The following is a 25,015-nucleotide window of genomic DNA, read 5'->3' on the forward strand; positions in this document are numbered from 1 at the left end:
CTCGATGCTGCCGCGGTAGTACCGAGCCCGCCGCCGTCTGGGCAGCGGGGTCGACTCCCTGAGGGGCCGCACGACTCTTGTGCTCGACGTTGTGTTCCCGCAACATTGAGGCATGGCGCGCAACGTCGGGGGGTCGAACGACAACAAGCACCTGTACAACCGCCTCGCCGTGCTGCGCGCCGAGCGGGGCACCACCCGCCGCCAGCTCGCCGAGGCCGTCGGGGTCAATGTCCAGACCATCGGCTTCCTCGAACGGGGTGACTACGGCCCCTCCGTCGAGCTCGCTCTGCGGCTGGCCGGCCACTTCGGTCTCCCCGTGGAAGCGGTCTTCTCCCTCACCCCGTTCCCGCCCATGTCCGCCCAGCTCTACCCCGCCCCCACGGCGCCGGCTGCGCCGCCGACGACGTCCGCCCAGGCAGGAGCGACCACATGAACCCCCTCGGCACCCACCGGGCCCAGACCGACGCCCGGTTGCAGGAACGACGTCAGTCGCCGTTGCCGCCGTGGTTGGCCACCCGCATCTCGCGCCGGGCCCTCGCTCTGCTTCCCGTGGCCACCTTCGGGCTCGGCGTGACCGCTGCCACGGTCGGTGGGCCGGCAACCCCGACGGTGGTGGGTGCGATGGCCGTCGTGGGCAGCGTCGGCCTGGGCGCGCTGCGCCGCGCGACCCGGATGCTCGACCACGCCCCCGAGAACCTGCTCGACGAGCGGGAGATCAGCGACCGCGACCACGCCTACCGGCGCGGTTCCCGGCTCACCATGGTCCTGCTGGGTGTACTGGCCGGGCTGGCGATGCTCAACGACTTCCTGGTGCGGCAGGCGGACGGGCGACTCGTCGAGAGCCAGGGCTGGTGGGCGCTGACCTTCTCGGCGCTCCTGACCGCGGGCATGCTGCCCGCGGCCGCGCTGGCCTGGTACTGGCGCGATCCGGTGGACGAGGGCGACGACGTCGTCGGCTGAGCCCCGTCCTCAGACCCGTCTCACGACGCGGTGCCCCACGACGTCACTTCTGCGCCTTCAGGACGTCGACCTCACAGCCTGGCGCGAACGGGTCGAACCCGTGCTCGACCAGCCACTGGATGGCCGACAAGCTGCGAAACGACCACCAGCCTCGGATCACGGCCAGGTCGACGGACGAGTCGTAGCCGGTGAGGACGTCGGTCAGGTGCTCCTCGTGCCCGAAGGTCAGGGTTGCCACGTCGAACAGAGCATCCCCTGGTGCGGCCTCGGACCAGTCGATCACCCCGGTGACGACGTCCCCGTCCACGAACACGTGGTTGCTCTGCAGGTCCCCATGGATGAAGGCCGGGGTCCACTCTCGCAGGGCGACCCGAGCGATCTCGTGGTTGCGTGAGATCAGGTCGACCGGGAGCACGTCGTTGTCGAGGAGCCAATGGCACTGCCGGTCGAGGTTCGTCTCGATCTCCTCCAGTTCTCGACCTGGCCAGGGAGGGAGCGGTGCGTCGTGCAGTTGTCGAAGGGCGGCGCCCGCAGCGGTCCAGGCGCGGGGCGACGCGGTCGAGAGCTGCCCCAGGCGTCCCAGCGCTGACCCCGGCAGGGCGGCCAACGCGAGAACGAGCCGGTTGTGCCAGAGGACGCGCGGTGTGGGGACTGGCGCCAACGCCATGGCGGCCATCTCGACGTTCGTGCGCGCCGGGTCTGCGTCGACCTTGAGGAAGACCTCGCCGACGCGCAAGGTGGCCCGCTCCTGGTGGGCGACGACGATCTCGACCTCAGTCACGCCCATCATCATGACCGCAGCCATGCTGCCCTCGGACCCGTCTCACGACGCGCGCCGCGCCCGCCGCCCGCCCCGGGCCCGCAGGTAGTCCGCGACCACGAACTGCCCCAGCCGTTCCGGGCTGGGGGACAGCATCCGTCCTCCGTTGCGCCGCACGACGGACTCGACGAACCGCCGCATCCCGGCGTCCTCACCGAGCATGAACACGTTGATGACGGCCCCGGCCCGGGTGAGCAGGTCGACCTCGTGCACGGTGGCGCGGATGGTCTCGGGCAGCGGAGGCCAGTGGAACAGTGGTTCCGGGCCGCTGCCGTAGCCCTCGTCGTGCAGGTGGGCGGTGGGTTCTCCGTCGGTGATGACCAGGACCACCGGTTCGGCGTCGGGGTGGCGGCGCAGGTGCCGTCGCGCCAAGGAGAGCGCGTGCTGGAGGTTGGTGCCCTGCACGAAGTCCGGTTCGACCGCGGCCAGTTCCCCGACGGTCATCGGTTGGGCCTGCAACCCGAACCCGATGATCTGCAGGGCGTCGCCGGGGTAGGTCGTCGCGGCGAGGTGGGCCAGGGCCAGCGAGGTCTCCTTCATCGGCCCCCAGCGTCCACCGGAATCCATCGAGTAGGAAAGATCCACGCACAGCGCGACCGCGGCCCGCGACGTGCGTTCGGTCTCGACGACCTCGAAGTCCTCCCAGGACAACCGGACCCGCGAACCCCCTGCCGCGGTCTGCTCCGGTCCGCGCCGCAGCGCGTTCGTGATGGTCCGGACGACGTCGAGAGGTTGTTCGTCACCGAACTCCCAGCGGCGGGAGGCGCCGGTGGGTTCCCCCCCGGACCCGGCCGAGACGTCCTGGTGGGTTCCTCGACCGCGGCTGCCGACGCGGTCGAAGACCGCCTGCAGCGCCGTCTGTCCGATGCGGCGCAACGCTCTGGGCGACAGGGTCATGCTCTCGCCGCTGCGGGCGAGCCACCCCTGCCGTTGCAGTTCCCGTTCCAGTTCCCGGAGCCGACGGACGTCGTCGGCAGCGCCACGACCGAGCTGACGTTCGACCGCCTCCACGTCGATGTCGTCGAGGGTCGCGCCGGGGTGCTCCTGCCCCAGCGACTCCAGCAGGTCGTCCAGCTCGGAGACGTCCTGCAGCGCGTCCGCGGCCTGCGTGTAGTCGAGAGGATCGCTGCCCGGCAGCCCGCGGACCCGCTCGCCGCGGCGGTCCAGGTCGGGACGCAGCGCGCGCAGGTTGTCCTGCAGGCGTGACGCCTCGCCGGCCAGACCGTCCGGCCCGCCGGAACCGAGGGCCTGGTCCATGAGGTCGGCGAGCTCGGCCCGCTGCTGGGCCGAGAGGGAGCGCATCAGACGGTTGGCGGCCGCCGAGCGGCGGGCCAACGTGTCCAGCAGGGCGTCGAGATCGTTCACCCCGCGCGCGTCGGAGCCGAGCATCTCCCCGTGCTGGGCCATGAACTCCTCGAAGTCGGCCTGGGTGTCCTCACCCCGGGCCCGCTTCTCCAGCAGGTCGTTCAGGTCGCGCAGCATCTCCTGCATCGCGGCCAGGGCCTGCGGTCCGCCGTTCTGCAGCGCCTCCTTCATGCCCCGGAACTGCTGGTCGAGGACGTCGTCGCGCAGCCCCTGCAGGATCTGCTCGAACTGGGCGCGCGCCTCCGGGGAGGCCCACTCGTAGTCGCTGAGCTCGCGCACGGCCTGCGCGGTCGAGCGGGGCAGGGCGTCGAGGCGGGTCTCGGCGAAGCGGGCGTCGTCGTCGTCGCGTCCGGCCAGGGCCTCGCGCTCGGCGGCCAGAGCCTGGTCCAGTCGGGCGCGCGCCGTGGTCAGCGCGCCGTCGAGGTCCCCGCGACGCGCGGCCTCGCGCCGCAACCGCGCGGCGCGGGCCCGCAGGTCGTCCAGACCCCGGCCGCGGTCGCCGCGCTCACCCGGCGGGCCCGAGCGCAGCAGGTCGCGCAGGGCGTCGCGGAGGCTGCCGCCCTGCAGCACCTCCCGACCGACCGCGTCGACCGCGGCCCGGACGTCGTAGGGCGGGGCGAGGGGGTCCGGACCGCCGGCCCAGGCGCCGTACCGGAAACGTCCCGGGCGGCGCCGGTCACGGGCGTCGGACATGCGTGCTCCCCTCGACGGGGCCGCTCCGGGAACGGAGCCGGCCCTGCAGGAGAAGCTACGTCCGCTTCCGCGACTCCGCCACGCTCCGGTCGCGGACGTCGAGGGTGCGCCCGCCCCGGCCGCCCGCGGGTGCCCCGGTGGCCCGGGCGCGCAGCTCGGCGTCGACGTCCTCCAGACTGCGCCCCTTGGTCTCCGGCAACGCCTTGGCCATCCAGATCGTCGCGAGCAGCCCGAACACCCCGAACAACCAGAACGTTCCGGTCTCGGTGAACGTCGAGATCATCGTCAGCACGGTCAGCGAGATGATGAAGTCCAGCCCCCAGTGCGTGAACGTCCCCATGGACGAGGCCTTGCCGCGGATGGCGGTCGCGTGCACCTCGGAGTTCACCAGCCAGATGGCGATGCCGAGGGAACCCGCGAACGCGGCGATGTAGACGCAGAGGGCCCCGACCAGCAGCCAGGACACCGTGCTGACGTCCTCCACCAGGTACAGCGCCCCATCACCCCCAGCGCCAGGGTCGACACCGCCGTCCCGCCGATCAGCAGCGGCCGCCGCCCGAGCCGGTCCACGAACATCAGGGCCAGCACGGTGACGATCATGTTGACCGTGCCGATGCCGACCTGGGCCGCGATCGCGGCCGACGAGCCGAACCCGGCCTGGGTGAGCAGCGTGGGCGCGTAGTAGATGACCGCGTTGACGCCGATGAGCTGGTTGGCCGCGGCGACCCCGATCCCGAGCCGCAGGGCGGGGCGGACCTCGGGGCGGAGCAGGTCGCGGTAGCTGGAGCGGGACTCCTCGCGCAGGGTGTCGGCGATGTCGCGCAGCTCGGTCTCGACCTCGTCGGCGGGGCGCAGTCGCTTCAGCACCTCGCGGGCCTCGTCCACCCGGCCGACGCTGGCCAGCCAGCGCGGCGACTCCGGCTGCTTCAGCAGGCCGAGGAACATCACGGCCGAGGGGACCGCCGCCAGGGCCAGCATGAGCCGCCAGTTCTCCGAGGAGGAGAGGGCGAACCCGACCAGGTAGGAGACGAAGATGCCGACGGTGATGAGCAGCTGGTTCATCGAGACGATCCGGCCGCGGGTCGCGGCGGGGGCGATCTCGGCGAGGTAGGCCGGGACCGCGGCCGAGGAGACGCCGATGGCGATGCCGAGGACGATCCGGGCGGCGATCAGCAGCCAGGTGTCGGGGGCGAGTCCGGCGGCCAGGGCGCCCGCGGTGAACACCACCGCGGCGACCTGCAGGACCCGGCGGCGCCCGAAGCGGTCCAGCACCGCCCCGGCCACGAGCGCCCCGACGATGGCGCCGGCCAGCAGGGAGGCGACGACCACCTGCTGCGCGGTCTCGGACAGGTCGAAGGCGGGCGTGATGAACAGCAGCGCGCCGGAGATCACCCCGGTGTCATAGCCGAAGAGCAGACCACCGAGGGCGATGACGCCCACGGTGCGCCGGACCGCGGTCCGGACGGCCGCGTCGGCGGCGGGGGTGGACGGGTCGGACATGGACGCCTCGATTCCGGTGCGTACGGGTCTCCACGATGAGCCGCGACGACGCTACGCCGCACCGGGCCGGACGGCCCGCCGAGCGATGTCGGTGTGAGTATGTCTGGACAAATGGGGGTCCGAGGGTGGCACAATGCCCGTGCACGACGCCCTGCACGGCACCGTTCGAGGAGGATCTTTTCGTGACCACGACCACCGCCAGCTCCACCGCCGCCGCTGGCCAGGCCGACGGCGGCGCCGTCGTCCAGCACTGGATCTCCGGAGCGCAGGCCGCCGGCTCGGGTGAGCGTCGCGCCGACGTCTACGACCCGGCCACCGGTCAGGTGACCAAGCAGGTCGTGCTCGCCTCCGAGCAGGACGTGAACGACGCGGTGGCCGCGGCCAAGGCCGCCTTCCCGGCCTGGCGCGACACCTCCCTCGCCCGCCGCACCACGGTCCTGTTCAAGTTCCGTCAGCTGCTGGACGAGCGCAAGGGTGAGCTCGCCGAGATCATCACCGCCGAGCACGGCAAGGTCGTCTCCGACGCCCTGGGTGAGGTCTCGCGCGGGCAGGAGGTCGTGGAGCTCGCCTGCGGCATCAACACCCTCCTCAAGGGCGGGTTCTCCGAGAACGCCTCCACCAAGATCGACGTGTACTCGATCCGGCAGCCCCTCGGCGTCGTCTCGATCATCTCTCCGTTCAACTTCCCCGCGATGGTCCCGATGTGGTTCTTCCCCATCGCGATCGCGGCCGGCAACACCGTGGTCCTCAAGCCCAGCGAGAAGGACCCCTCGGCGGCGAACTTCATCGCGCAGCTGTGGAAGGACGCGGGCCTGCCCGACGGCGTGTTCAACGTCCTGCACGGCGACAAGGTCGCCGTCGACGGCCTGCTCACCCACCCCGACGTCGCCTCGGTGTCCTTCGTGGGTTCCACCCCGATCGCGCAGTACGTGTACGAGACCGGCACCAGCCACGGCAAGCGCGTGCAGGCCCTGGGCGGGGCGAAGAACCACATGCTGGTCCTGCCCGACGCCGACCTCGACCTGGCCGCCGACGCCGCGGTCAACGCCGGTTTCGGTTCCGCCGGGGAACGCTGCATGGCCGTCTCCGCGCTGCTGGCCACCGACTCCATCGCCGATGAGCTGATCGCCAAGATCAAGGAGCGTGTCGCGACCCTGCGCACCGGCGACGGCCGCCGCGGCTGCGACATGGGCCCCCTGGTCACCGGCCCCCACCGCGACAAGGTCACCGGCTACGTCGACGCCGGCGTCTCCGAGGGGGCCGAGCTGGTCATCGACGGCCGCGAGGTCGTCCCCGACGCCCAGGACGAGCAGGCCGTCGCCGAGGGCTTCTGGCTGGGCCCGACCCTGTTCGACAAGGTCAGCACCGACATGTCGATCTACACCGACGAGATCTTCGGCCCGGTCCTGTCCGTGGTCCGCGTCGCCGGCTACGACGAGGGCATGGAGCTCATCAACTCCAACCGCTACGGCAACGGCGTCGCCATCTTCACCAACGACGGTGGCGCGGCCCGCAAATTCCGCAACGAGGTCCAGGTCGGCATGATCGGGATCAACGTCCCGGTCCCTGTCCCGGTCGCCTACTACTCCTTCGGCGGCTGGAAGGCCTCGCTGTTCGGCGACACCCACGCCCACGGCGCCGAGGGCGTGCACTTCTTCACCCGCGGCAAGGTCGTCACCGAACGCTGGCTCGACCCCTCCCACGGCGGCCTGAACCTCGGCTTCCCCCAGAACGCCTGAAATCCCTCCCGGTCCTCCGGGATCCGTCGACGGCCGTCCTTCCCCGCAGAGTGCGGGGGAGGGCGGCCGTTCGCGTGGGGGGACCGATCATTTCTTCCGCAACGGCTGCAACGCCAGGGGCCGCCCGGACGACGAGGCAGGTGTGAGCGACCCCCGAGCCTGCAGCGCCCCACGCTGGAGGCGGCCTACCGCCGGCACCATGCACCCTTGCTGCGCCTGGCGATGCTGATGACCGGCTCGCGGCACGACGCCGAGGACATCGTGCACGCGGTCTTCGCCAGTGCCTCCCCGCGGTGGGACGACATCGAGGACCCTGCCGCCTACCTGCGTCGCGCGGTCGTCAACACGGTCAACGACCATCACCGCCGCCGCTACCGCGCTCGCCGGTTCACGGCGTTCTTCGACGCCGAACCCGTGGTGCTTCCACCCGAGACGGACGACACGTGGGTGGAGCTGCGGCAGCTTCCCCCGACGCAGCGTGCCGTCGTGGTGCTGCGCTTCTACGAGGACCTCCCGTTGACCCAGATCGCGGACCTGCTGGGTCGCCCGGCCGCAACCGTCCGCTCCGACCTGCACCGCGCCCTGAAGACGCTGCAGCGAACGCTGCCAGGGCCGACGCACACGACCCCCGGAAAGGACCGGCCGTGAACAGCATCGACACCGAACTGGCCCGACTCGAAGCCGACCTGGGGCCCCGCCTCCACCGCGACCTGACGCGCATCGCCGCCCAGGTCCCCGACCTCGACCATCGCGGTGGCGGCAGTCCCCGAGCATCGCGTCCACGCCGGGTCGTCGTCCTGGTCGCCACCGGGGTGGCCGCGCTCGGTCTGGCCGCCGCCGGGTACGGGCTCCGGGTGCCCGACCCCGAAGCCGTCCTGATCAGCGGGACGACGGACGGGCGCGACTGGTGGGTGCAGCCCAAACTCCTGCCCGACGCCTGCGGTGGCCCGCCGCTGTTGGGTCTGAGCACCTTCTCCGACGGTTCGGGGTGGACGGGCCGGCGACTGGGCCACGCCGGCGTGGCCTACGCCGAACCGATCGACACCGACGACGGACTCTGTGCCGGCGACACCAGGCCTGGCTGGACGACCCCTCGCGCATCACCTCGCAGTTGTCATTCTTGAACAGCGGCGGGGAACCCGGGTCAGCGACCGTGTGGTCGGTGATGGTGGCCCGCGACGTCGCCGCCGTCCAGGTCTGCGTGGATGGCGAACCCGCACCGGCGCTCACGGTGGAGACGAAGGCGTTGGTGCCCGGGGAGAACGTTCCGCGGGTCGCGGCCTTCACCCTCCCGGCGGACGTCGAGACCGTGGACCTCGCCGCCGTCACCACGGGAGGGATGGTCGTGCCCGACACCGCGGGGACGATCCGGGTGCCGTTGCCGACCGACCTGGAGAATCAGAACTGATCGGACCACGACGAGATGGCAGCATGGCTGTCAGGAGTGGCAGGGCCGGGTCGTCCGCAGCGGAGCAGGCCCCGTTCGGCGAGGGGTTTCACGTGGGGCGGACCATGATCGGCTCGGTGCCGTCCGGCGACGGCTCCGGGCGTCGGAAGCAGCGGCTGACCCGGGCCGAGCGCCGACGACGAGTGTCGGCGGCCATCCTCGTCGACAACTTCGCGACCGGGGACGACCTCGAGGACTTCCTGTTCCGTCACGGCGCCGACGAGATGTACGCGGCCGGCCTGCCGGAGCTGGCCCGGTGGACGGCGTTCCGCGACCAGCATTACCGACCGCAGGACCTGGACCAACTCGCCCACGACTTCCTGCTGGCCCAGACCATCACCGACGACCCGTACCACCGTGCTGCTCTGGCCGAGGCGGCGGACGTCGTGCGGCGGTGCCGCGAGAACGGGTGGGAACTGGACGCCACCGTGGACTGAGAGTCCGATGCCTCGGCAGTGTTCGACGACGATCCCTGACCCGATTCTGGCGGTAACTCGTTGTGCAGCAACGACTTCGGACAAACTCTGCGTTGATCACGGGCAGCTGTTCGAGTAGAATTCGCACATGAGTGCGGGGGTCGTGGAACCGGATTTCGAGCTGGTGGACGTAGGGGAGCAGCTGTCACCCCGCGACGCGCTCACCGAGTTGTTGTAGGCCTCCGAACGCGTCCGTTCCGCCGGTCACGCCCTGGCCATCGACGCCGTGATCGCGCTGCTGGACTGGGTCCGCCGCGAGCACCCCGACGTGGTCCGCGCCCGCGACCTCGGCTGCACCCGCGACGGGGAGAAACTCACCCCCGAACTCCTCGACCACCTGGTGGCCGAGGTGGCCGCGATGATTCTGGCCGAGGCGCGGCACCTGTCCCACCTGCAAGCCGTGGGGCAGGTCGGCGACGCGGAGGACGCCCTCAAGGACCCGGTCCTGCACGACGCCTACCGGGCGGGGGACATCACCGCCACCCACCGCGCGGTGATCCGCCGCGCCCACGACCGCCTCGCCGCCCGAGAAGCCACCCTCGTCCCCATCGAGGGTTCGGAGGGTGTTCGGGTGGGCGCGTTCGGGGAACCCGTCCTCGACGGCGACACCTTGATCGCCGCCCAGGCCGAACTCACCCGCAGCGCGCTCGGATTCATCGCGCAGGTCCACCCGACCCCGCAGCAGTTGACCCGGCACTGCACGAAGGTCATCCGCCGCCTCACCCCCGACCACGTCCCGGTCGCGGTCCGGGTCGCCGACGCGAACCGTCACGTCTCGGTGGACCTGTGCGACGCAGGTGAGGACTCCGGTCTCTCGGCCCACCTCACCGCGCTGGTCGGCAAGGACGTCGCGGTGCGGTTCGACCGGTGGTTGACCGCCGCCGCCGACGCGGCGGCCGACCACGCCACGGCCACCGGAACCCGTGACCACCGGACGCATCAGCAACGCCGGGCCGACGTGTTCACCGACGTCCTGACCACCGTGATGCGCGACGGCGTCCCGGCCTTGTCGGACCCCACCGAGCTCGCGGAGGCGGGAGAGGGGAACCCGGTGAAGCACGTCCGCGCCCACCGCCCCGCCTCCAGCACCACCGTCCACGTGACGATCGCCGCACGGACGTTGCTGGGTCTGGACGAGGAACCCGGCGAGGTCGCCGGGATCGGCCCGGTCCCCGCCGCCCTGGCCCGCGCCCTGGCCGCGGACTGGGACTGGCGAAGGGTCCTCACCGACCCGGTGTCGGGCGAGGTCCTGGACGTGTCTCCCCGGGTCTACCGCCCCGGCACCGCGCTGCGACGGTTCGTACAGAGCCGTGACAAGACGTGCACGACGCCGGGCTGCCTGGTGCCCGCGATCGACTGCGACCTGGACCACCGGGTCCCGTTCGAGGAAGGCGGGCGGACCGTGCGGTCGAACCTGCACGCCTCCTGCCGGAGGCACCACCGGCAGAAGACGCTGTACGTCTTCGAGACCCGCGCCGCCCACCGACGCCGGGTCCGCGACACCGTGACGTCGAGCTGGGGTGGCGGCGACGCGCCCCCGTTCTGAGTACCCGCCGGGTCAGCCGGCGGCGACGACCTGAGCAGCGGGCCAGAAACTGCGCCCCGCCGGGCTGGAGCGGGGGAACAGTCCCGGTTCGGCGGCCGACCATCCGCAGGACTCCCGTTCGCGCAGGCGGACGGGGAGGATGTTGCGGCGCTGGTAGTGGCGGTCCGGCTGCTCGATCCGGTCCACGACCCGTTGGGCGGCCATGCGGCCCAGGGCCACCGGGTCCTGGTCGATGACGGTGATCCCCGGGGACAGCATGTTCGCCATGGGGAAGTCGCCGAATCCCACGATCGCCCAGTGCCCCCCGGCCACGGCGGGGACCAGGTGCATGGTGCAGCGGGCGTTCGAGGAGAAGATGGCGGTCGGGGAAGCGGGATGGGCCGAGAGGCGGGACACCGCCTCCTCCGCCCCGGTCGCGTCCGTCGCGCCGAGGAACACCAGATCCTCGTCGACGACCAGTCCCGCGTCGCGGAGGGCGTCCTGGTACCCCTCGAACCGGTTGCGGACCGTGGTGATGTCGAAGCTGTCCCCAAAGAACGCGATGCTGCGGTGCCCGTGCTCGGCCAGGTGCCGGGTCGCCAGGTACGCACCGGCGTGGTCGTTCTCGGTGAAGGAGTCGGCGTCGAGGTCGACCGGGCACCGGTCGACGAAGACCAGCGGGATCCGCTCGGCCCACTGCCGGAGGTATCCCTGGTCGGTCGAGGTGGGCACGATGACCAGGCCCCCGGGCTGCCGGCTGATCAGGGCCTCGAGGGCCGCGGCCTCGGCGGCCGCGTCCCAGCCGATGTCGGCGATGAACACCGTCATCCCGTTCTCGCTGGCCACCTGGTCGACGGCCTTGGCCACGGCCGAGAAGAACGGGTCGGCGAGGTCGGGGACGGCGACGCCGATCGAGGTGACCCGGCCACGGCGGAACGTCGTCGCGACGGTGTTGGGGACGTAGTGCAGCTCCCGCAGCACCGTCTCGACCCGCGTCCGGGTCTCGGGGAGGACGTGGGGGTCGTTGTTGAAGACCCGGGACACGGTCTTCACGCTGACCTGGGCCAGCTGCGCGACCTCGCGCATGGTCGCCACCCTGGCCTCCTCGGTCCGTCCGTCCGGTCGCGGTCCCTCATGGAAGCACAGACGGGGGGCCCTTGTCACCGGTGTCATGGCCGAGCCGGGGTCGTGATCGCCGGCCGACCCCGTGTCGTTGACACCGGTGTCATCCCGACCGTACGGTCCCCACCTGCCCCCTCGCCCGGCTCCGCCGGGCCCGTCGAAAGCGACGTCCGACCCGTGAACCGTGAACCCGGTGTGCCGATGACCGTCACCCCCGAGGACCTCGTACGCCGGGCCCGCGACCTGCAGGCCTCCGGGGGGCGACGACTGATCGGCATCACCGGCGCCCCCGGCGCCGGCAAGTCCACGGTCTGCGCGGCCCTGGCCGACGCCCTGGGTGACGACGTCGTGATCGTCGGGATGGACGGGTTCCATCTCGCCAACGTCGAGCTGGACCGGTTGGGCCGCCGTGGCCGCAAGGGTGCACCGGACACCTTCGACGTCGCGGGCTACGTCGCCCTGCTGCGGCGGATCCGGGCGCAGCAATCGGGAACCGTCTACGCCCCGGTGTTCGACCGTGGGCTCGACGAGGCGGTCGCGGGGGCCCAGGCCGTCCCCGCCGACGTCGCGCTGGTGGTCACCGAGGGGAACTACCTCCTGCTGGACGACCACGGTTGGGGCGAGGTCCGGGAGCAGCTCGACGAGGTGTGGTTCCTCGACGTGGACGCCGGCGAGCGGGAACGCCGGCTCACCGCCCGCCGGGCGAGTTTCGGCGACCACGGCGAGACGGCCCTGGCCTGGATCCGCGACGTCGACCTGCCCAACGGCCTCCGGGTCGAGCAGACGCGGGAACGGGCCGACCTGGTGCTCGCCCTCCGACCACGACTCGACCTGACCGTCCCCGGGACCGACCCGACGCACCCGGCGCTGCCGGCCTACGACCGCTCGGCGGTGCGGACGGGCATCGTCCACCTCGGGGTCGGCGCGTTCCACCGGGCCCACCAGGCGATGTTCTTCGACCGGGTGCTCGCGGCCGGGCACCCGGAGTGGGGTATCTGCGGGGTCGGGCTGCTGCCCGGCGACGCCCGCACCCGCGACGTCCTCCGCGCCCAGGACCACCTGTTCACGTCGCTCACCCTGGACGACGCGGGACGCTCCGAGGCCCGGGTGATCGGGTCGTTGCACCGCTACCTCTTCGCCCCGGACGACCCCGAGGCCGTGCTCGCCGAACTCGCGGCACCCGGCACCCGCATCGTGTCGTTGACCATCACCGAGGGCGGGTACAACGTCGACGACGCGACGGGGGAGTTCCGTCCGGTCGACGCCGAGGTCCTCGCCGACCTGGAGGCGGCCGGTCGCGGCGGATCGTGGACCCCGCGCAGCGCGCTCGGTTTCCTGACCCTCGCCCTGCAGCGACGACGGGCGGGGGGCACGGTTCCGTTCACGGTCGTGTCGTGCGACAACCTGCCCGGCAACGGGACGTTCTGCCGCAGCGCCCTGGTGGGGTTCGCCAGCCGGGTCAACCCGGAGCTCGCCGCCTGGATCGCGGCCGAGGTGGCGTTCCCGAACTCGATGGTGGACCGCATCACCCCGGCCACGACCCCCGAGGTCGCCACCGTCCTGCACGACCGCCACGGCATCGTCGACGCCTGGCCCGTCCGCAGCGAGGTGTTCGTGCAGTGGGTGCTGGAGGACACGTTCCCCGCCGGGCGGCCGCCGCTGCAGGACGTGGGGGTCCAGGTCGTCGCGGACGTCGAACCCTACGAGCTGATGAAGCTCCGCCTGCTCAACGCCTCCCACCAGGTCATGGGATACCTGGGCCAGCTGGACGGGGCCGAGATGGTCCACGAGGTCTGCCTCGATCCCGGGTTTCGGGAGTTCCTGCGGGCGTGGATGGACCGTGAGGCGCGCCCCACGCTGCCGCCGGTCCCCGGGATCGACCTGGACGACTACTGCTCCACGCTGCTCGCCCGGTTCGGCAACCGGGCCATCGCCGACACCCTCGCCCGGCAGGTCGCCGACGCCTCCGACCGGATCCCCACCTTCGTGCTGCCGGTGGTGCGCGACCGGATCGCGGCCGGGGTGGTCCCGCCCGTCGCCGCACTGGTGGTCGCCGGGTGGAGCGTCTGGCTGGAACGCCGGTGGGCCGCGGGGGAGGCGGTGCCCGACCGGCGGCACGACCGGTTGGTCGCGGCGATCGCCGCCGAGCACCAGACCCCGGGAGGGTTCGTCGCCGCCCTGCCCGAGGTGTTCGCCGACCTGTCGACCCACGAGGGTTTCCGGGCGGCGGTCGCGCGAGCGCGGGCCGAACTCACCGAGCTCGGCACCCGCGGCGCGATGGCTGCGGCGCTGGCCCGGTAGGTCGCGTTCAGAGCACCCAGCCGAACGCGGCTGCCCGCGAGCGTGCCCCCTGCGCCGCACGGGAACTGTTGTTCTCGCCGAGCTCGGCCGTCAGGTCCTCGCCCAGCCGCACCAGGGCGCGGAACGCGTCCGGGGTCGCGAACTCCGGGCGCAGCCCGAAGGCGAGGTCCTCGCTCGCGGTGTTGCCGCTGGCCCCCGGGGCGAAGGGGCACCCGCCCAGACCGCCGAGGGTCCCGTCGACGAAGGCGGCCCCCGCCCCGACCGCGGCCACCGCGTTGGCGACCCCCTGCCCCCAGGTGTCGTGACCGTGGAACCCGATGCGGCGCGGCGGGGTCTCGTCGCGGACGCGGGCGACGAGGCTCGCCACCTCGCCCGGACGCGCCTGTCCGAGCGTGTCGCAGACGACCACGTCCTCGGTCCCGGCGGTGCGGGGGTCGTTCGCGATGCGGACGACCTCGCCGGGGTCCACGGGCCCCTCGAACGGGCAGGTGAAACTCGTGGCGAGGGTCAGCTGCACGCGCCCGCCGTTCGCGGCGGCCACACCGTCGGCGACGGTGTCGAGGCTCTGCTCGGTGCTGCGGCCGAGGTTCGCCCGGTTGTGGGCGTCGGAGACCGACAGGCAGTACTGGAAGTTCACGACCCCGCGTTCCCGCGCCCGCCGGACGTGACCGGGGGTGGCGACCCAGACCCAGCACCGGGCGAGTTCCTCGGGCGTCAGGGCGTCCACGATGTGAAGCGTGTCGGCCAGGGTGGGAACGAGGTCGCCGCGGGCCATCGACCCGATCTCCAGGGAGGGCACCCCGAGGGCGAGGAGTTCCCGCGCGATCTCGACCTTGCGCGCCGTCGACGGCGCCTTCCCGACCAGCTGCAACCCGTCCCGCAGCGTCACGTCGCGCAATTCGACCGTCACTTCTCCTCCAGGAACGTGTCGATCCGCTGCGCGTCCCAGCCGAGGACCTCGGCCAGGACCGCGCGGGTGTGCTCCCCGAGATCGGGCCCCACGGACCGGACGGGCAACGAGGTCTCCCCGAGGACGGGGACGATCCCGGGGAAGTCCACCGCCTGCGGCCCGCGGCCCGCGTCGACCGTGAGGGACTGCACCATGCCCCGGGCCGCGAACTGCTCGTCGGAGCGGATGTCCGCGGCCTCGTAGATCGGTCCCGCGGGCACCCCGGCGGCGTCCAGCGTGGCCAGCACCTCCGACCGGGGTCGCGCCGCGGTCCAGGCGCCGATGGCGTGGTCGAGCTCGTCGCGACGCCGCCAGCGCTCCGCGTTGGTCTGCAGCGCAGGGTCGTCGGCGAGGTCGGGTCGGTCGATGGCTGTCATGAACCGCCCGAAGATGGAGTCGCCGTTGCCGGCCACCACCACCGACCCGTCGGCGCAGTCGTAGGCGTTGGACGGGGCGATCCCCTCCATGCGGCCGCCGACCCGGGTGCGCGTCACCCCGTAGGCGGAGTGGTCGGGAACCAGCGACTCCATCATGGAGAGCACCGCCTCGCTCAGGGCCACGTCGACCTGCTGGTCGCGGGGGCCGGGCGCCGCCCGACCGCTCGCGGTGCGCCGGTCACGCTGGAACAGGGCCATCACCACGCCGAACGCGGCGTACAGGCCCGCGATCGAGTCGCCGATCGAGACCCCGGTCCGCGCCGGCGGTCGGTCGGCCTCGCCGACCAGGGCCCGCAGGCCGCCGAACGCCTCGGCGACCGCGGCGAAACCCGGTCGCGCGGCCAGCGGGCCCGTCTGGCCGAAGGCCGAGATGCGGGCCACCACCAGGTCGGGGTTCACCGCGTGCAGTTCCTCGGCCGACATCCCCCAGCGGTCGAGCGTCCCCGGCCGGAAGTTCTCGACCAAGGCGTCGCACGCCCCGACCAGGTCCAGGGCCACCGCGCGCCCCTCGGGCGAGCGCAGGTCCAGCACGATCGACTTCTTGCCGCGGTTGACGGTGCGGTAGAGCATCGAGGTGTCCCCGGCGTACAGCCGCCAGTTGCGCAGTTCGTCGCCCGTGCGGGGGCGCTCGACCTTGATGACCTCGGCCCCGAAGTCGGCGAGCAACCGGCCCGCGGTCGGGGCGGCGATGTAGTTGCCGAGTTCGAGGACCCGCACCCCGGCCAGGGGGAGTTCTCGGTCGTCGTCGGTCACGGGATTCCCTCTCGTCGGGGTGGAAGGCTAGCCGGGTAGGGTCGCCCGTGTGGACGGGGTCGGGCTGGGACGGGTCGGGCCGACCGGGGTCCCGGCGCTCAAGGAGTGGGCCGGGGTGGTCCACGCGCTCCTGGAGGGCCGCCAGACGCTGCTGCTGCGCAAGGGCGGAATCCGGGAGAAGCGGTTCGAGGTGGGGGCCCGCGCGTTCCTGCTGTTCCCGACCGTCGCGCACGGCCACGCCGACGCCGTCCGGCCGGGGTTCGCGGACCTCTTGGTGTCCGGCCAGGACGACGTGAGCGAGGACCGGGTCGTGCTGCGAGCCGCGTGCGAGGTGGTCGACGCGATCGTCGTCCGCCGTCCGGACCGTCTCGCCGAGGTCGAGGAGTTCCACCTCTGGACCCGGGAGTCGGTGCAGCGCACCCGGGTCGACTTCCGTCCCCGCCACGAGCTGACGGCGCTCGTGGTCCGGACCCGTCCGCTGACCCCGACGGTCGAGGCGCCCCGGACCCGGGAGCAGGTGGGGTGCTTCAGCTGGCTGACCCTCCCCGGCCCGCCGCCCCCGGCCGGGGACCCGGTCCGCGGCGACGCCGACCTGTCCGCCGTCGCCGCCGCGGTCCGCGACCGGGTGGGGTGACGGCTCAGCCGCCGTAGACCGTGCGGCCGTCCTCGAGGACGATCTTGTCCAACCGGCGGGTGAGGTGCAGCGCCTCGAGCACGAACTCGACGCCGCTGGCGGCGCGGCCGGGGGAGGGGTCCTCCAGGCCGAGCCGGTCGAGCACCTGCCCGAGCCCGGCCACCGAGCCGACCTGCTCCAGCAGCCGTTCCGCCGCGACCAGCTCCCCGGTCTCGATGGTGCGACCTTCGGCGACCAGCTCGGCGAACGCGCCGAGCTCGGCCCCGCCGAGCCGCGCCCGGTAGGTCTCGGCCACGGCGACCCGCAGCAGGTGCTGCAGGACCTCGGCCTCGCGCCCCTCCTCGCCCTGCTCGAACTCCACCTTCCCGCCGAGCACGGGGACGACCGACCAGAGGTCGCCGACCCGGGCGACCGGGGCGCCGGCCTCGTCGGTGAGGGCCGAGCGGCGCAGCGCGGCGGCGGCCACCGTCTCGACCGCGGCGATGGTGAACCGGGCGCTGACCCCGGAGGCCGGGTCCACGGCGGGCGACTCCCGCACGCCGCGGGTGAAGCGGGCCAGGACCTCCAGCAGGTGCTCGGGGACCTCGGCGACGGCGTCGGCCTCCTGGCGCACGAGCTCCACCTCGAGAGCGACCTCGAGCGGGTAGTGGGTCCGGATCTCGGCCCCGAAGCGGTCCTTGAGCGGGGTGATGATGCGCCCGCGGTTGGTGTAGTCCTCGGGGTTGGCGCTGGCCACCAGCAGCACGTCCAGCGGCAGCCGCAACTGGTAGCCGCGGACCTGGATGTCACGCTCTTCCAGCACGTTCAGCAGGGCGACCTGGATCCGCTCGGCGAGGTCGGGGAGCTCGTTGATCGCGAAGATGCCGCGGTTGGTGCGGGGGACGAGGCCGAAGTGGATCGTCTCGGGGTCGCCCAGGGTCCGGCCCTCGGCGACCTTGACCGGGTCCACGTCGCCGATGAGGTCGCCGACCGAGGTGTCCGGGGTCGCGAGCTTCTCGCCGTAGCGCAGCGACCGGTGCAGCCAGCCGACCGGCAGGTCGGCGCCCAGCTCCCGGACCCGCCGTCGGGAGGCCGCGCTCAACGGGGCGTAGGGGTGCTCGTTCAGCTCGCTGCCCTCGATCACCGGCGTCCACTCGTCGAGCAGGCCGACGAGCGAGCGCAGCAACCGCGTCTTGCCCTGGCCGCGTTCACCGAGCAGCACGATGTCGTGCCCGGCCAGCAGGGCCCGTTCGAGCTCGGGCTCGACGGTCTCCTCGTACCCCACGACCCCGGGGAACCGCTTGCCGCCGGCCCGCATCCGGTCCAGCAGGTTCTCCCGCAGCTCGGTCTTGATGCCGCGGTACTCCACGCCCGCCGCGCGCAGCGCGCCCAGCGTGCGGGGAAGGTCGGCGGGAACGTCCGGGAGGGTGGCGGGAACTGCGCTCGACGTCACGCGACCGAACCTACGTCCGCCCGCCCGTACCCGCACCAGAGGCAGGGTGCCCTAGGCTCACGGACCTCCCGGCCCGAGGAGGGCCCGAGTTCGAGGGACGGCCCGTGAACCAGGTCAGCATCCGACCCTTCCACCCCGACGACCTCGACGCGGTCCTCGCCCTCTGGGAGGCGCAGCGGGCCAGCAGCGGGGAACCGGTCTACGCGCTCTCGGAGGTCCTGGCCTCCTGCCAGAAGGACTTCGCGGTCGTCGCGCTGCACCGCGGGGCGGTCGTGGGGGTCGCGGTCGGTCGCGCGGCGCACGCCCAGGGCTGGGTGGTCTTCCTGGCCACCGACCCCGCCCAGCGCAGCACCGCACCGCGGTTGCTGGCCGCCCTCGAGACGGCCATGACCGACGACGACACGGAGGCGACCGCGGGCCTGACGAAGCTCTCGGCCCTGCTCAACGACGACGACGCCACCCTGGACGGGTTCCGCCGCGGGGGTTTCGTCGCCAAGAAGGACCTGCACTACGTCGAGCGGGAGCTCCCGTTGCAGCGCGGGGAGGTCGCGCTGCTGGCCGAGCTCGGGGGCCGGCTGCTGCCGCGCGGGCTGTGGGACGGGATCGGCGGGATGGAGAACGAGAAGGGGCTGCTGGAACGACGCCTGGTGACGCCCCTGGCCAACCCCGACCTCGCGGCCCGCTTCGGCGTGGCCCCGCCGCGGGCGGTGATCCTGTTCGGACCGCCCGGGACGGGCAAGACCACGTTCGCCAAGGCGATCGCCTCCCGCCTGGAGTGGCCCTTCGTCGAGGTCTTCCCCTCCCGCCTGGCCGGGGACCCCCGCGGGTTGGCCGGGGCCCTGCGCGACACCTTCGCCCGCGTCGCGCAGCTGGAGCACGTCGTGGTGTTCATCGACGAGGTGGAGGAGATCGCCGCCCACCGCGGCGGGGAACCGCCCTCGGCCATGCAGGGCGTCACCAACGAGCTGCTCAAGCTCATCCCGGCCTTCCGTGAGCAACCCGGTCGACTCCTGGTGTGCGCGACCAACTTCATCCGGGCCATCGACGGGGCGTTCCTGCGGCACGGCCGCTTCGACTACCTGCTCCCGATCGGCCTGCCCGACGCCACCGCGCGGGCGGCGATCTGGAGCCGGTACGTGCCCGAGCCCGTGCGCGCCGACGTCGACCTGGCCCGCGTGGTCGAGGAGAGCGAGGGGTTCTCGCCCGCCGACATCGAGTTCGCCGCCCGGCGGGCCTCGCAGGCGGCCATGGAGCACGCCCTCACCCTCTCCGCCGAGGACGCCGCCCACGCGGGACCGCGCACCGAGGACTACCTGGACGCGGTGGCCGTCACCCGGGCCACGGTCTCGGCCGAGACGGCGGCGGAGTTCTCCGAGGACATCGCGCGCCTCGGCCGCGTCTGACCCGCCTCGGCGCGCGCGCCGGTGATCACGGAGCAGGATGGCCCCATGCCCGAGGCCCCCTCCACCGCGCCGTCCTACGTGAGCCCGGCGGTCCGCACCGCCGCCTCCTGGTCCTGGCGGTTCCTCGTGATCGTCGGCGCGGTCGTCCTGCTGGCCTTCGGGCTCAGCTTCCTCTCCGAGATCCTCATCCCGGTGCTGGTCGCGCTGCTGCTCACCGCCCTGCTCTCCCCGGTGGTCGCGCTGCTGCGCCGGGCCCGTCTCCCGCGGGCGCTGGCCGTCGCGGTCACGATGCTCCTGGCGGCCGGCATCCTCTCCGGGCTGGTCACCATCGTCGGCTCGCAGGCCGCGGACGGGTTCTCCGACCTGTCCCGCTCGGCCACCCAGGGCGTCGCCGAGGTCGAGTCGTGGCTCGCCTCGGGGCCGCTGCACCTGGACTCCACGGCCCTCTCCGACCTGCTGAGCCGGGCCGAGGCCACGCTGAAGGAGAACCAGAGCAGCCTGGTCTCCGGGGCGCTGGGCTTCGCGACCACGGCGACCCACATCATCGCCGGGTTCTTCATCACCCTGTTCGCGACGTTCTTCTTCCTCTTCGAGGGGCGCCGCATCTGGTCCTGGCTCGTGCACCTGCTGCCCTCCCCGGCGCGACGACCGCTCGACTCCGCCGCGGGGCAGTCCTGGGTGACCCTCACGCACTACATGCGGGCCACGATCATCGTCGCGCTCACCGACGGGACCGGGGTCGCCATCGGGGCGGCCGTGCTCGGCGTCCCGCTCGCGATCCCGCTGGGCCTGCTCGTCTTCCTCGGTGCGTTCATCCCCATCGTGGGGGCGCTGCTCTCGGGAACCGTGGCGGTGCTCGTCGCCCTCGTCGCCCAGGGGCCGGGGACGGCGCTGATCATGCTGGGCGTCGTCATCGGCGTGCAGCAGCTGGAGAGCCATGTCCTGCAGCCGTTCCTGATGGGCCGGGCCGTGGCGGTGCACCCGCTCGCGGTCATCCTGGGCGTGGCCGGCGGGGCCACCGTCTTCGGCATCGTCGGCGCCCTGTTCGCGGTGCCGCTGATCGCCGTCCTCAACACCGGGATCACCGCGCTGGCCCGGGGCGGACGCCCGCAGGAGCAGGTCGAGGAGATCGAGGAGTCCGACGCGCCCCTGGCCCCGGAACGACCCGACCCGACCACGTCCTGAGCGGACGGGCCGGGCCGGGGCGGACGCGCGGGGGACCCCCGCGGCGGTTCAGCCGGTGAAGGGCTTGGTGCTCTTCACCGTGACCGCGAACTCCTTGCCGTTCGGGGCGGTGTAGCTGACCTCGTCGCCGGGCTTGCGGCCCAGCACGGCCGAACCCAGCGGGGACTTCTCGCTGTACACGTCGAGACCGGCTCCGTCGCCCATCTCGCGGCTGCCCAGCAGGAACGTCATCTCGTCACCGGCGAGCTCGACGGTGACGACCGAGCCGAGCACGACCTCGCCGCTGGCGGGCACCTCGGCCTCGCCGACCTTGGCCGTCTCGAGCAGGTGCTTGAGCTGACGGATCCGCAGCTCCTGCTTGCCCTGCTCCTCCTTGGCCGCGTGGTAGCCCGCGTTCTCCTTGAGGTCACCCTCCTCGCGGGCCTGCTCGATGCGCTTCGCGAGCTCGGTGCGGCCCTCGCCGGACAGGTGGTCGTACTCCGAGCGGAGCCGGTCGTACGCGTCCTGCGTCAGCCAGGTGACGCTGCCGTCGGTCATCTCGCTCACGGGTGGTTCGCTCCTCTCACGGGGGGACCCGGACGGCCGCCCCCTACGCCAGAGTCGCCCGTCCCGCGGCGCGGGAGCGAGCGACTCGAAGGGTCAACGGTAGCCCGTCGGCGCGGGCTGTCCAGCCCGGACCCGTCCGTCCGGGGACGCTCAGGAGGCGCGGACCTCGCTGCACGAGCCCACCCGGACGGTGACCGCGCGGGCCGTGGTGCGGACGGTGACGGTGCGCTGCACCGCCGCCGGCTCGTCCGCGGCGACGTCCACGTCGAGCAGCCCGACCTCGGCCGACGTCTCGCTGAGCGCCGCCACGGTGCAGCGCGCCGCCACCCCCGGTTCGTGGTTGATCTCCAGGCGCAGCTCGGCGGTCGAGTCGTCGAGGATGCGGTGCCCGATCTCGGTGGCCGTCGGACCCTGGGTCTGCTCCACCGCGATCCAGGCGCCGTAGGCCAGGACGAGCAGCGCGGCCACGACCGCGCCCAGCAGCGGCAACGGCCGCCGGTACCAGGGCCGCCCCCCGCGCGGGGACCGGCCGTAGCGGGCCGCGAGGTGGTCGGCCGGGACGTCGGCGGACGGTCGGCTCATGCTGCTGGGGCTCCCGGTGCTGGCAGACCCCCGCCGATCGGCGAGGATGGTCCCGATGGTCGCACGGCCCCGCCGAGGGGTCCGGCGGCGGCGAGACGGATTGACCGAGGGAGAGGGAACGGTGGCGGAACCGCTGCGGCTCATGGCCGTGCACGCGCACCCCGACGACGAGTCGAGCAAGGGGGCCGCGTCGATGGCCCGCTACGCGGCCGAGGGCGTCGAGGTCCTGGTCGTCTCCTGCACGGGCGGGGAGCGGGGCGACGTGCTCAACCCGCGCCTGCAGGGCGACGCCCGGCTCGCGCGGGACATGGCCGAGTACCGCCGCCGGGAGATGGCCGAGGCGGCCCGGGTGCTCGGGGTGCAGCACCGCTGGCTCGGCTACGTCGACTCCGGGCTGCCCGAGGGCGACCCGCTGCCCCCGCTGCCGCCGGGGTGCTTCGCGCTGGAGCCGTTGGAGCTGACGACGAACGCACTGGTCCACGTCGTGCGGGAGTTCCGCCCCCACGTGATGACCACCTACGACGAGACGGGCGGCTACCCCCACCCCGACCACATCATGTGCCACAAGGTGTCCCTCGCCGCCTTCGAGGCGGCGGCCGACCCCGAGGCCTTCCCGGCGGCCGGGCCGGCCTGGCAGGTCGACAAGCTCTACTACCACGCGACGTTCCACCGGCGCCGGATCCGGGCGTTCCACGACGCGATGATCGAGCGCGGGTTGGAGTCGCCCTTCGCCGAGTGGGTGCAGCGCATGGACGCCGACGCCGAGGAGGGCCACGCCCACCCCGCCCCGCCGGAGCTCGAGATCACGACCCGCGTCGAGTGCGCCGACTGGTTCGAGACCCGCGACCGGGCGCTGCTCGCCCACGCCACCCAGATCGACCCCGACGGGTTCTTCTTCGGGGTGCCGATGGACCTGCAGCGCGAGATGTGGCCGACCGAGGACTACCACCTCGCGGTGTCGCACGTGCCGACGACGACGCCGGAGGACGACCTGTTCGCCGGGCTGCGCGAGGGGGTCGCGTGAGCAGCGCCCTGGTGCTGGCCCTGGTCGCGGCCACCAGCACCCCGGTTCCCACCCGCCAGGAGACGCCGCCGGCCGATCTCGTCTCGCCCGGCATCGGCGGGTTCCTGGCCCTCTTCCTGCTGGCGCTCGCGGTCTACTTCCTGGGCCGCAGCATGGCCCGGCGCGTCCGCCGGGTGAACCAGCGGGCCCAGGTCGAGGCGGAAGCGGCTGCGGCGCAGCAGGAGTCCGAGACCCCGCGGCAGGACTAGGAGACCTCGACCCCGCGCTCGCCGGGTGCGCGGGCGGCGAACTCCTCGGCCGCGGCGAGCACGGCGACGGTGTGCCGGTTCGCGCTGACGTCGAGCTCGTCGGGTCGGCCCGTCCCCGCCGCCTCGCGCAGCCGGTCCACCGCCCGGGCGAAACCCTGCTGGGGGGTCTGGGTGAACCGGGGCAGGTCGTGCCGGCCCCCGGGCCCCCACACGGTGGCGAAGCTGCCGCCCGCCCCGGCGGGGGCGGTGAGGGTCAGCGACATCGAGGAACCGGCCGCGGACTCGTGCTCCAGGGCCACGACGAGCGCGTCGCGCACCCCGCGCCCGGCGGCGACCCGACGGACCGGGCCGAGCAGGGGCAGCAGGACCGACAGGGCGTGCGGTCCGGTGTCCCACAGGCCCCCGCGCTCACGGCGCCACATAGAGGCGCCGTACGGGTTGCCGGGGACGTCGATGGACCCGGCCCAGCGGGCCACCGCCCCCTCCCAGGGGCCGTCCCGGCGGGCGCGCGCGGCGAGCTCGTCCAGCCAGTCGGTGATCTCGGGCTGGAACCGGTAGGTGAGGTAGACGACGGAGGCGACCCCGGAGCGCCGCACGCCCGCGACCAGCTCGTCGGCGGCGGCGAGGTCCAGCGCGATCGGCTTGTCCAGCAGCAGGTGCCGCCCCGCCGCGGCCGCCCGGAGCGCGACCGTGGCCTGCACGTCCGGGGGCAGCGCGACGGTCACCGCGTCGACCCGGTCGAGCAGGACGTCGAGGTCGTCGAACCCCTCCCCGCCGTGCTCGGCGGCGGCGGCCCGGGCCCGTCCGACGTCCCGGCCCCAGAACCCGACCAGCTCGACGTCCGGGTGCGCCGCGAGGGTGGCCCCGTGGCAGGTCCGGGCCCAGTGACCGGTGCCGAGCACGGCGAAGCGGGTGGGGGTCTTCACCGTTCCACCCTGACAGATCCGCCGGACGTCCTCCCGGGACCGTGAACGTCCGGGCCCGCCCCCGCGTCGTAGGGGTGTCCGGGGCTCCCCGGTCGCCGATCGCCGCGCAGCAGGAGGATGAGGACCATGGCCGGCTCCGAGGAACGCCGTCCCCGACGTCCGGGCGCCCGGTGGCGTCGGGCGGCACCGACCCCGGGGTTGCTGGCCGCGCTGGTGCTGGCCGGTTGCGGCGGGACCGGGGAGGGAGCCGCGATGGGCGCTCCGACGAGCGCCCAGACCAGCGCCGCCCAGACCAGCGCCGCCCCGACCAGCGCCGCCCGGACCAGCGGCCCCCCGGCCGGCGCGGGGTCGGCCACGGTGGTCGACCTCGACGGGGACGGTCGGCCCGACACCCTGTGGTTGGCCGACGTGGACGGGGTCCGGACCCTGGGGGTCACCACGACCGGGCACGGCACGCAGTCGGTCCCCTTCACCTCGGCCGCGCCGCAGGCCGCCTCGGCCTCGGCCGCGATCCTGCAGGGCGGTCAGCCGGTCGTCCTGCTCGACACCGGGCGCTCCGTCCTGCTCTACGGCTACCGCGTCGAGAACCCCGGGCTGGTCGAGCTGACGAACCCGCAAGGGCAGCAGTACACCTTCGGCCTGGGTTTCACCGACGTCGGGACGGGCCTGCAGTGCCGGCCCGGTGACGACGGGCTCGACCTGTACGGCGTCGACGCGCGCAGCGGTCCCGACGAACGGTGGACGGTGACGCGGACCCGGGTCGTGGTCGACGTGAACCGCAGCAGCGCGCACAACGACGCGACCACGACCGTCGTGAGCGGGGTCACCGCGGACGACCCGGCCGTCGCCGGGGCGCACGGCACCGTCTGCGGCGACGACTCCGGCGTCGCCGACGAACCCCAGGACTGATCCCGGCCGGCATCTCGGCGGGCCGGACCCCGCAGGGGA

24 protein-coding genes and 1 pseudogene are annotated in these 25,015 nt (G+C 73.2%); 15 read left to right on the forward strand and 10 right to left on the reverse strand.

Going from position 1 to position 25,015, the window contains the following annotated elements; all coding sequences use genetic code 11:
- The first annotated feature begins 112 nt into the window (after positions 1-112).
- Together ACFFKU_RS17830 and ACFFKU_RS17835 are read left to right on the forward strand one after the other, a co-directional pair.
- Positions 113-433 (forward strand): helix-turn-helix transcriptional regulator, encoded by a 321-nt coding sequence (locus ACFFKU_RS17830; protein ID WP_380140107.1) that lies wholly within the window; start codon positions 113-115, stop codon positions 431-433.
- Positions 430-960 (forward strand): hypothetical protein, encoded by a 531-nt coding sequence (locus tag ACFFKU_RS17835; RefSeq protein ID WP_380140109.1) that lies wholly within the window; start codon positions 430-432, stop codon positions 958-960. Before ACFFKU_RS17830 ends, ACFFKU_RS17835 begins: the two co-directional genes overlap by 4 nt.
- A 43-nt stretch (positions 961-1,003) precedes the next feature.
- Here ACFFKU_RS17835 and ACFFKU_RS17840 read toward each other — a convergent pair whose 3' ends face one another.
- From ACFFKU_RS17840 to ACFFKU_RS17850, 3 genes and pseudogenes are all read right to left on the reverse strand, one after another.
- The gene (locus tag ACFFKU_RS17840) at positions 1,004-1,750 is read right to left on the reverse strand and encodes an aminoglycoside phosphotransferase family protein (protein WP_380140288.1); all 747 of its coding nucleotides are present in this window, start codon (positions 1,748-1,750) and stop codon (positions 1,004-1,006) included.
- Between the two features lie 33 nt (positions 1,751-1,783).
- The gene (locus tag ACFFKU_RS17845) at positions 1,784-3,838 is read right to left on the reverse strand and encodes a vWA domain-containing protein (protein ID WP_380140112.1); all 2,055 of its coding nucleotides are present in this window, start codon (positions 3,836-3,838) and stop codon (positions 1,784-1,786) included.
- Between the two features lie 55 nt (positions 3,839-3,893).
- Positions 3,894-5,338: pseudogene (locus ACFFKU_RS17850) on the reverse strand (sugar porter family MFS transporter).
- 182 nt (positions 5,339-5,520) lie between these two features.
- Here ACFFKU_RS17850 and ACFFKU_RS17855 point away from each other — a divergent pair.
- From ACFFKU_RS17855 to ACFFKU_RS17880, 6 genes are all read left to right on the forward strand, one after another.
- A complete protein-coding gene (locus tag ACFFKU_RS17855) occupies positions 5,521-7,077 on the forward strand; it encodes a CoA-acylating methylmalonate-semialdehyde dehydrogenase (protein ID WP_380140114.1) in 1,557 nt (518 codons plus the stop codon).
- A 174-nt stretch (positions 7,078-7,251) separates the two neighbouring features.
- Positions 7,252-7,725, forward strand: coding sequence for an RNA polymerase sigma factor (locus ACFFKU_RS17860; protein ID WP_380140289.1), 474 nt, complete (start codon positions 7,252-7,254; stop codon positions 7,723-7,725).
- Positions 7,722-8,201: a hypothetical protein gene (locus ACFFKU_RS17865; protein ID WP_380140116.1), complete on the forward strand. Its 480-nt coding sequence runs from the start codon at positions 7,722-7,724 to the stop codon at positions 8,199-8,201. Before ACFFKU_RS17860 ends, ACFFKU_RS17865 begins: the two co-directional genes overlap by 4 nt.
- Before the next feature lie 38 nt (positions 8,202-8,239).
- Positions 8,240-8,485 (forward strand): hypothetical protein, encoded by a 246-nt coding sequence (locus ACFFKU_RS17870; protein ID WP_380140118.1) that lies wholly within the window; start codon positions 8,240-8,242, stop codon positions 8,483-8,485.
- 23 nt (positions 8,486-8,508) lie between these two features.
- A complete protein-coding gene (locus ACFFKU_RS17875) occupies positions 8,509-8,961 on the forward strand; it encodes a hypothetical protein (RefSeq protein WP_380140120.1) in 453 nt (150 codons plus the stop codon).
- A gap of 265 nt (positions 8,962-9,226) precedes the next feature.
- Entirely contained in the window at positions 9,227-10,546 is a 1,320-nt protein-coding gene (locus tag ACFFKU_RS17880; RefSeq protein WP_380140122.1) for an HNH endonuclease signature motif containing protein, read from the forward strand.
- 12 nt (positions 10,547-10,558) lie between these two features.
- On the opposite strand, the gene ACFFKU_RS17885 is transcribed toward ACFFKU_RS17880, so the two are convergent.
- The gene (locus tag ACFFKU_RS17885; protein ID WP_380140290.1) at positions 10,559-11,611 is read right to left on the reverse strand and encodes a LacI family DNA-binding transcriptional regulator; all 1,053 of its coding nucleotides are present in this window, start codon (positions 11,609-11,611) and stop codon (positions 10,559-10,561) included.
- Positions 11,612-11,848: 237 nt separating this feature from the next.
- On the opposite strand from ACFFKU_RS17885, the gene ACFFKU_RS17890 reads away from it, so the two are divergent.
- Entirely contained in the window at positions 11,849-13,948 is a 2,100-nt protein-coding gene (locus tag ACFFKU_RS17890) for a nucleoside/nucleotide kinase family protein (RefSeq protein ID WP_380140124.1), read from the forward strand.
- A gap of 7 nt (positions 13,949-13,955) precedes the next feature.
- Here the strand turns inward: ACFFKU_RS17890 and ACFFKU_RS17895 are convergent, their stop codons facing one another.
- The gene (locus ACFFKU_RS17895; protein ID WP_380140126.1) at positions 13,956-14,858 is read right to left on the reverse strand and encodes a hydroxymethylglutaryl-CoA lyase-like TIM-barrel protein; all 903 of its coding nucleotides are present in this window, start codon (positions 14,856-14,858) and stop codon (positions 13,956-13,958) included.
- Positions 14,855-16,087: a CaiB/BaiF CoA transferase family protein gene (locus ACFFKU_RS17900; protein ID WP_380140128.1), complete on the reverse strand. Its 1,233-nt coding sequence runs from the start codon at positions 16,085-16,087 to the stop codon at positions 14,855-14,857. Before ACFFKU_RS17900 ends, ACFFKU_RS17895 begins: the two co-directional genes overlap by 4 nt.
- A 49-nt stretch (positions 16,088-16,136) precedes the next feature.
- Here ACFFKU_RS17900 and ACFFKU_RS17905 point away from each other — a divergent pair, with 49 nt between their 5' ends.
- Complete coding sequence (locus tag ACFFKU_RS17905; RefSeq protein ID WP_380140130.1) at positions 16,137-16,721, forward strand: DUF1802 family protein; 585 nt, start codon at positions 16,137-16,139, stop codon at positions 16,719-16,721.
- A 4-nt stretch (positions 16,722-16,725) separates the two neighbouring features.
- On the opposite strand, the gene ACFFKU_RS17910 is transcribed toward ACFFKU_RS17905, so the two are convergent.
- The gene (locus tag ACFFKU_RS17910) at positions 16,726-18,153 is read right to left on the reverse strand and encodes a sigma 54-interacting transcriptional regulator (protein ID WP_380140132.1); all 1,428 of its coding nucleotides are present in this window, start codon (positions 18,151-18,153) and stop codon (positions 16,726-16,728) included.
- Between the two features lie 104 nt (positions 18,154-18,257).
- Between ACFFKU_RS17910 and ACFFKU_RS17915 the strand changes: the two genes are divergently transcribed.
- Positions 18,258-19,556, forward strand: coding sequence for an ATP-binding protein (locus ACFFKU_RS17915; protein ID WP_380140134.1), 1,299 nt, complete (start codon positions 18,258-18,260; stop codon positions 19,554-19,556).
- Positions 19,557-19,601: 45 nt separating this feature from the next.
- Positions 19,602-20,741 carry an AI-2E family transporter gene (locus ACFFKU_RS17920; RefSeq protein ID WP_380140136.1) on the forward strand — a complete coding sequence of 380 codons (1,140 nt, stop codon included), beginning with the start codon at positions 19,602-19,604 and terminating at the stop codon, positions 20,739-20,741.
- 48 nt (positions 20,742-20,789) lie between these two features.
- On the opposite strand, the gene greA is transcribed toward ACFFKU_RS17920, so the two are convergent.
- On the reverse strand, positions 20,790-21,278 hold the full coding sequence (greA, locus tag ACFFKU_RS17925; protein ID WP_380140291.1) for a transcription elongation factor GreA: 489 nt from the start codon (positions 21,276-21,278) through the stop codon (positions 20,790-20,792).
- A 159-nt stretch (positions 21,279-21,437) separates the two neighbouring features.
- The gene (locus ACFFKU_RS17930; protein WP_380140138.1) at positions 21,438-21,869 is read right to left on the reverse strand and encodes a DUF4307 domain-containing protein; all 432 of its coding nucleotides are present in this window, start codon (positions 21,867-21,869) and stop codon (positions 21,438-21,440) included.
- Positions 21,870-21,990: 121 nt separating this feature from the next.
- Between ACFFKU_RS17930 and mca the strand changes: the two genes are divergently transcribed.
- Both mca and ACFFKU_RS17940 read left to right on the forward strand, forming a co-directional pair.
- Positions 21,991-22,893, forward strand: coding sequence for a mycothiol conjugate amidase Mca (gene mca / locus ACFFKU_RS17935; protein WP_380140140.1), 903 nt, complete (start codon positions 21,991-21,993; stop codon positions 22,891-22,893).
- On the forward strand, positions 22,890-23,141 hold the full coding sequence (locus ACFFKU_RS17940) for a hypothetical protein (RefSeq protein ID WP_380140142.1): 252 nt from the start codon (positions 22,890-22,892) through the stop codon (positions 23,139-23,141). Before mca ends, ACFFKU_RS17940 begins: the two co-directional genes overlap by 4 nt.
- Here ACFFKU_RS17940 and ACFFKU_RS17945 read toward each other — a convergent pair.
- A complete protein-coding gene (locus ACFFKU_RS17945) occupies positions 23,138-24,067 on the reverse strand; it encodes a Gfo/Idh/MocA family protein (protein WP_380140144.1) in 930 nt (309 codons plus the stop codon). The genes ACFFKU_RS17940 and ACFFKU_RS17945 overlap by 4 nt on opposite strands.
- A gap of 126 nt (positions 24,068-24,193) precedes the next feature.
- Between ACFFKU_RS17945 and ACFFKU_RS17950 the strand changes: the two genes are divergently transcribed.
- Entirely contained in the window at positions 24,194-24,976 is a 783-nt protein-coding gene (locus tag ACFFKU_RS17950; RefSeq protein WP_380140146.1) for a hypothetical protein, read from the forward strand.
- Positions 24,977-25,015: the final 39 nt, after the last annotated feature.

Origin of the sequence: Kineococcus gynurae, from assembly GCF_042433995.1 — a bacterium.
Taxonomy (GTDB): domain Bacteria; phylum Actinomycetota; class Actinomycetes; order Actinomycetales; family Kineococcaceae; genus Kineococcus; species Kineococcus gynurae.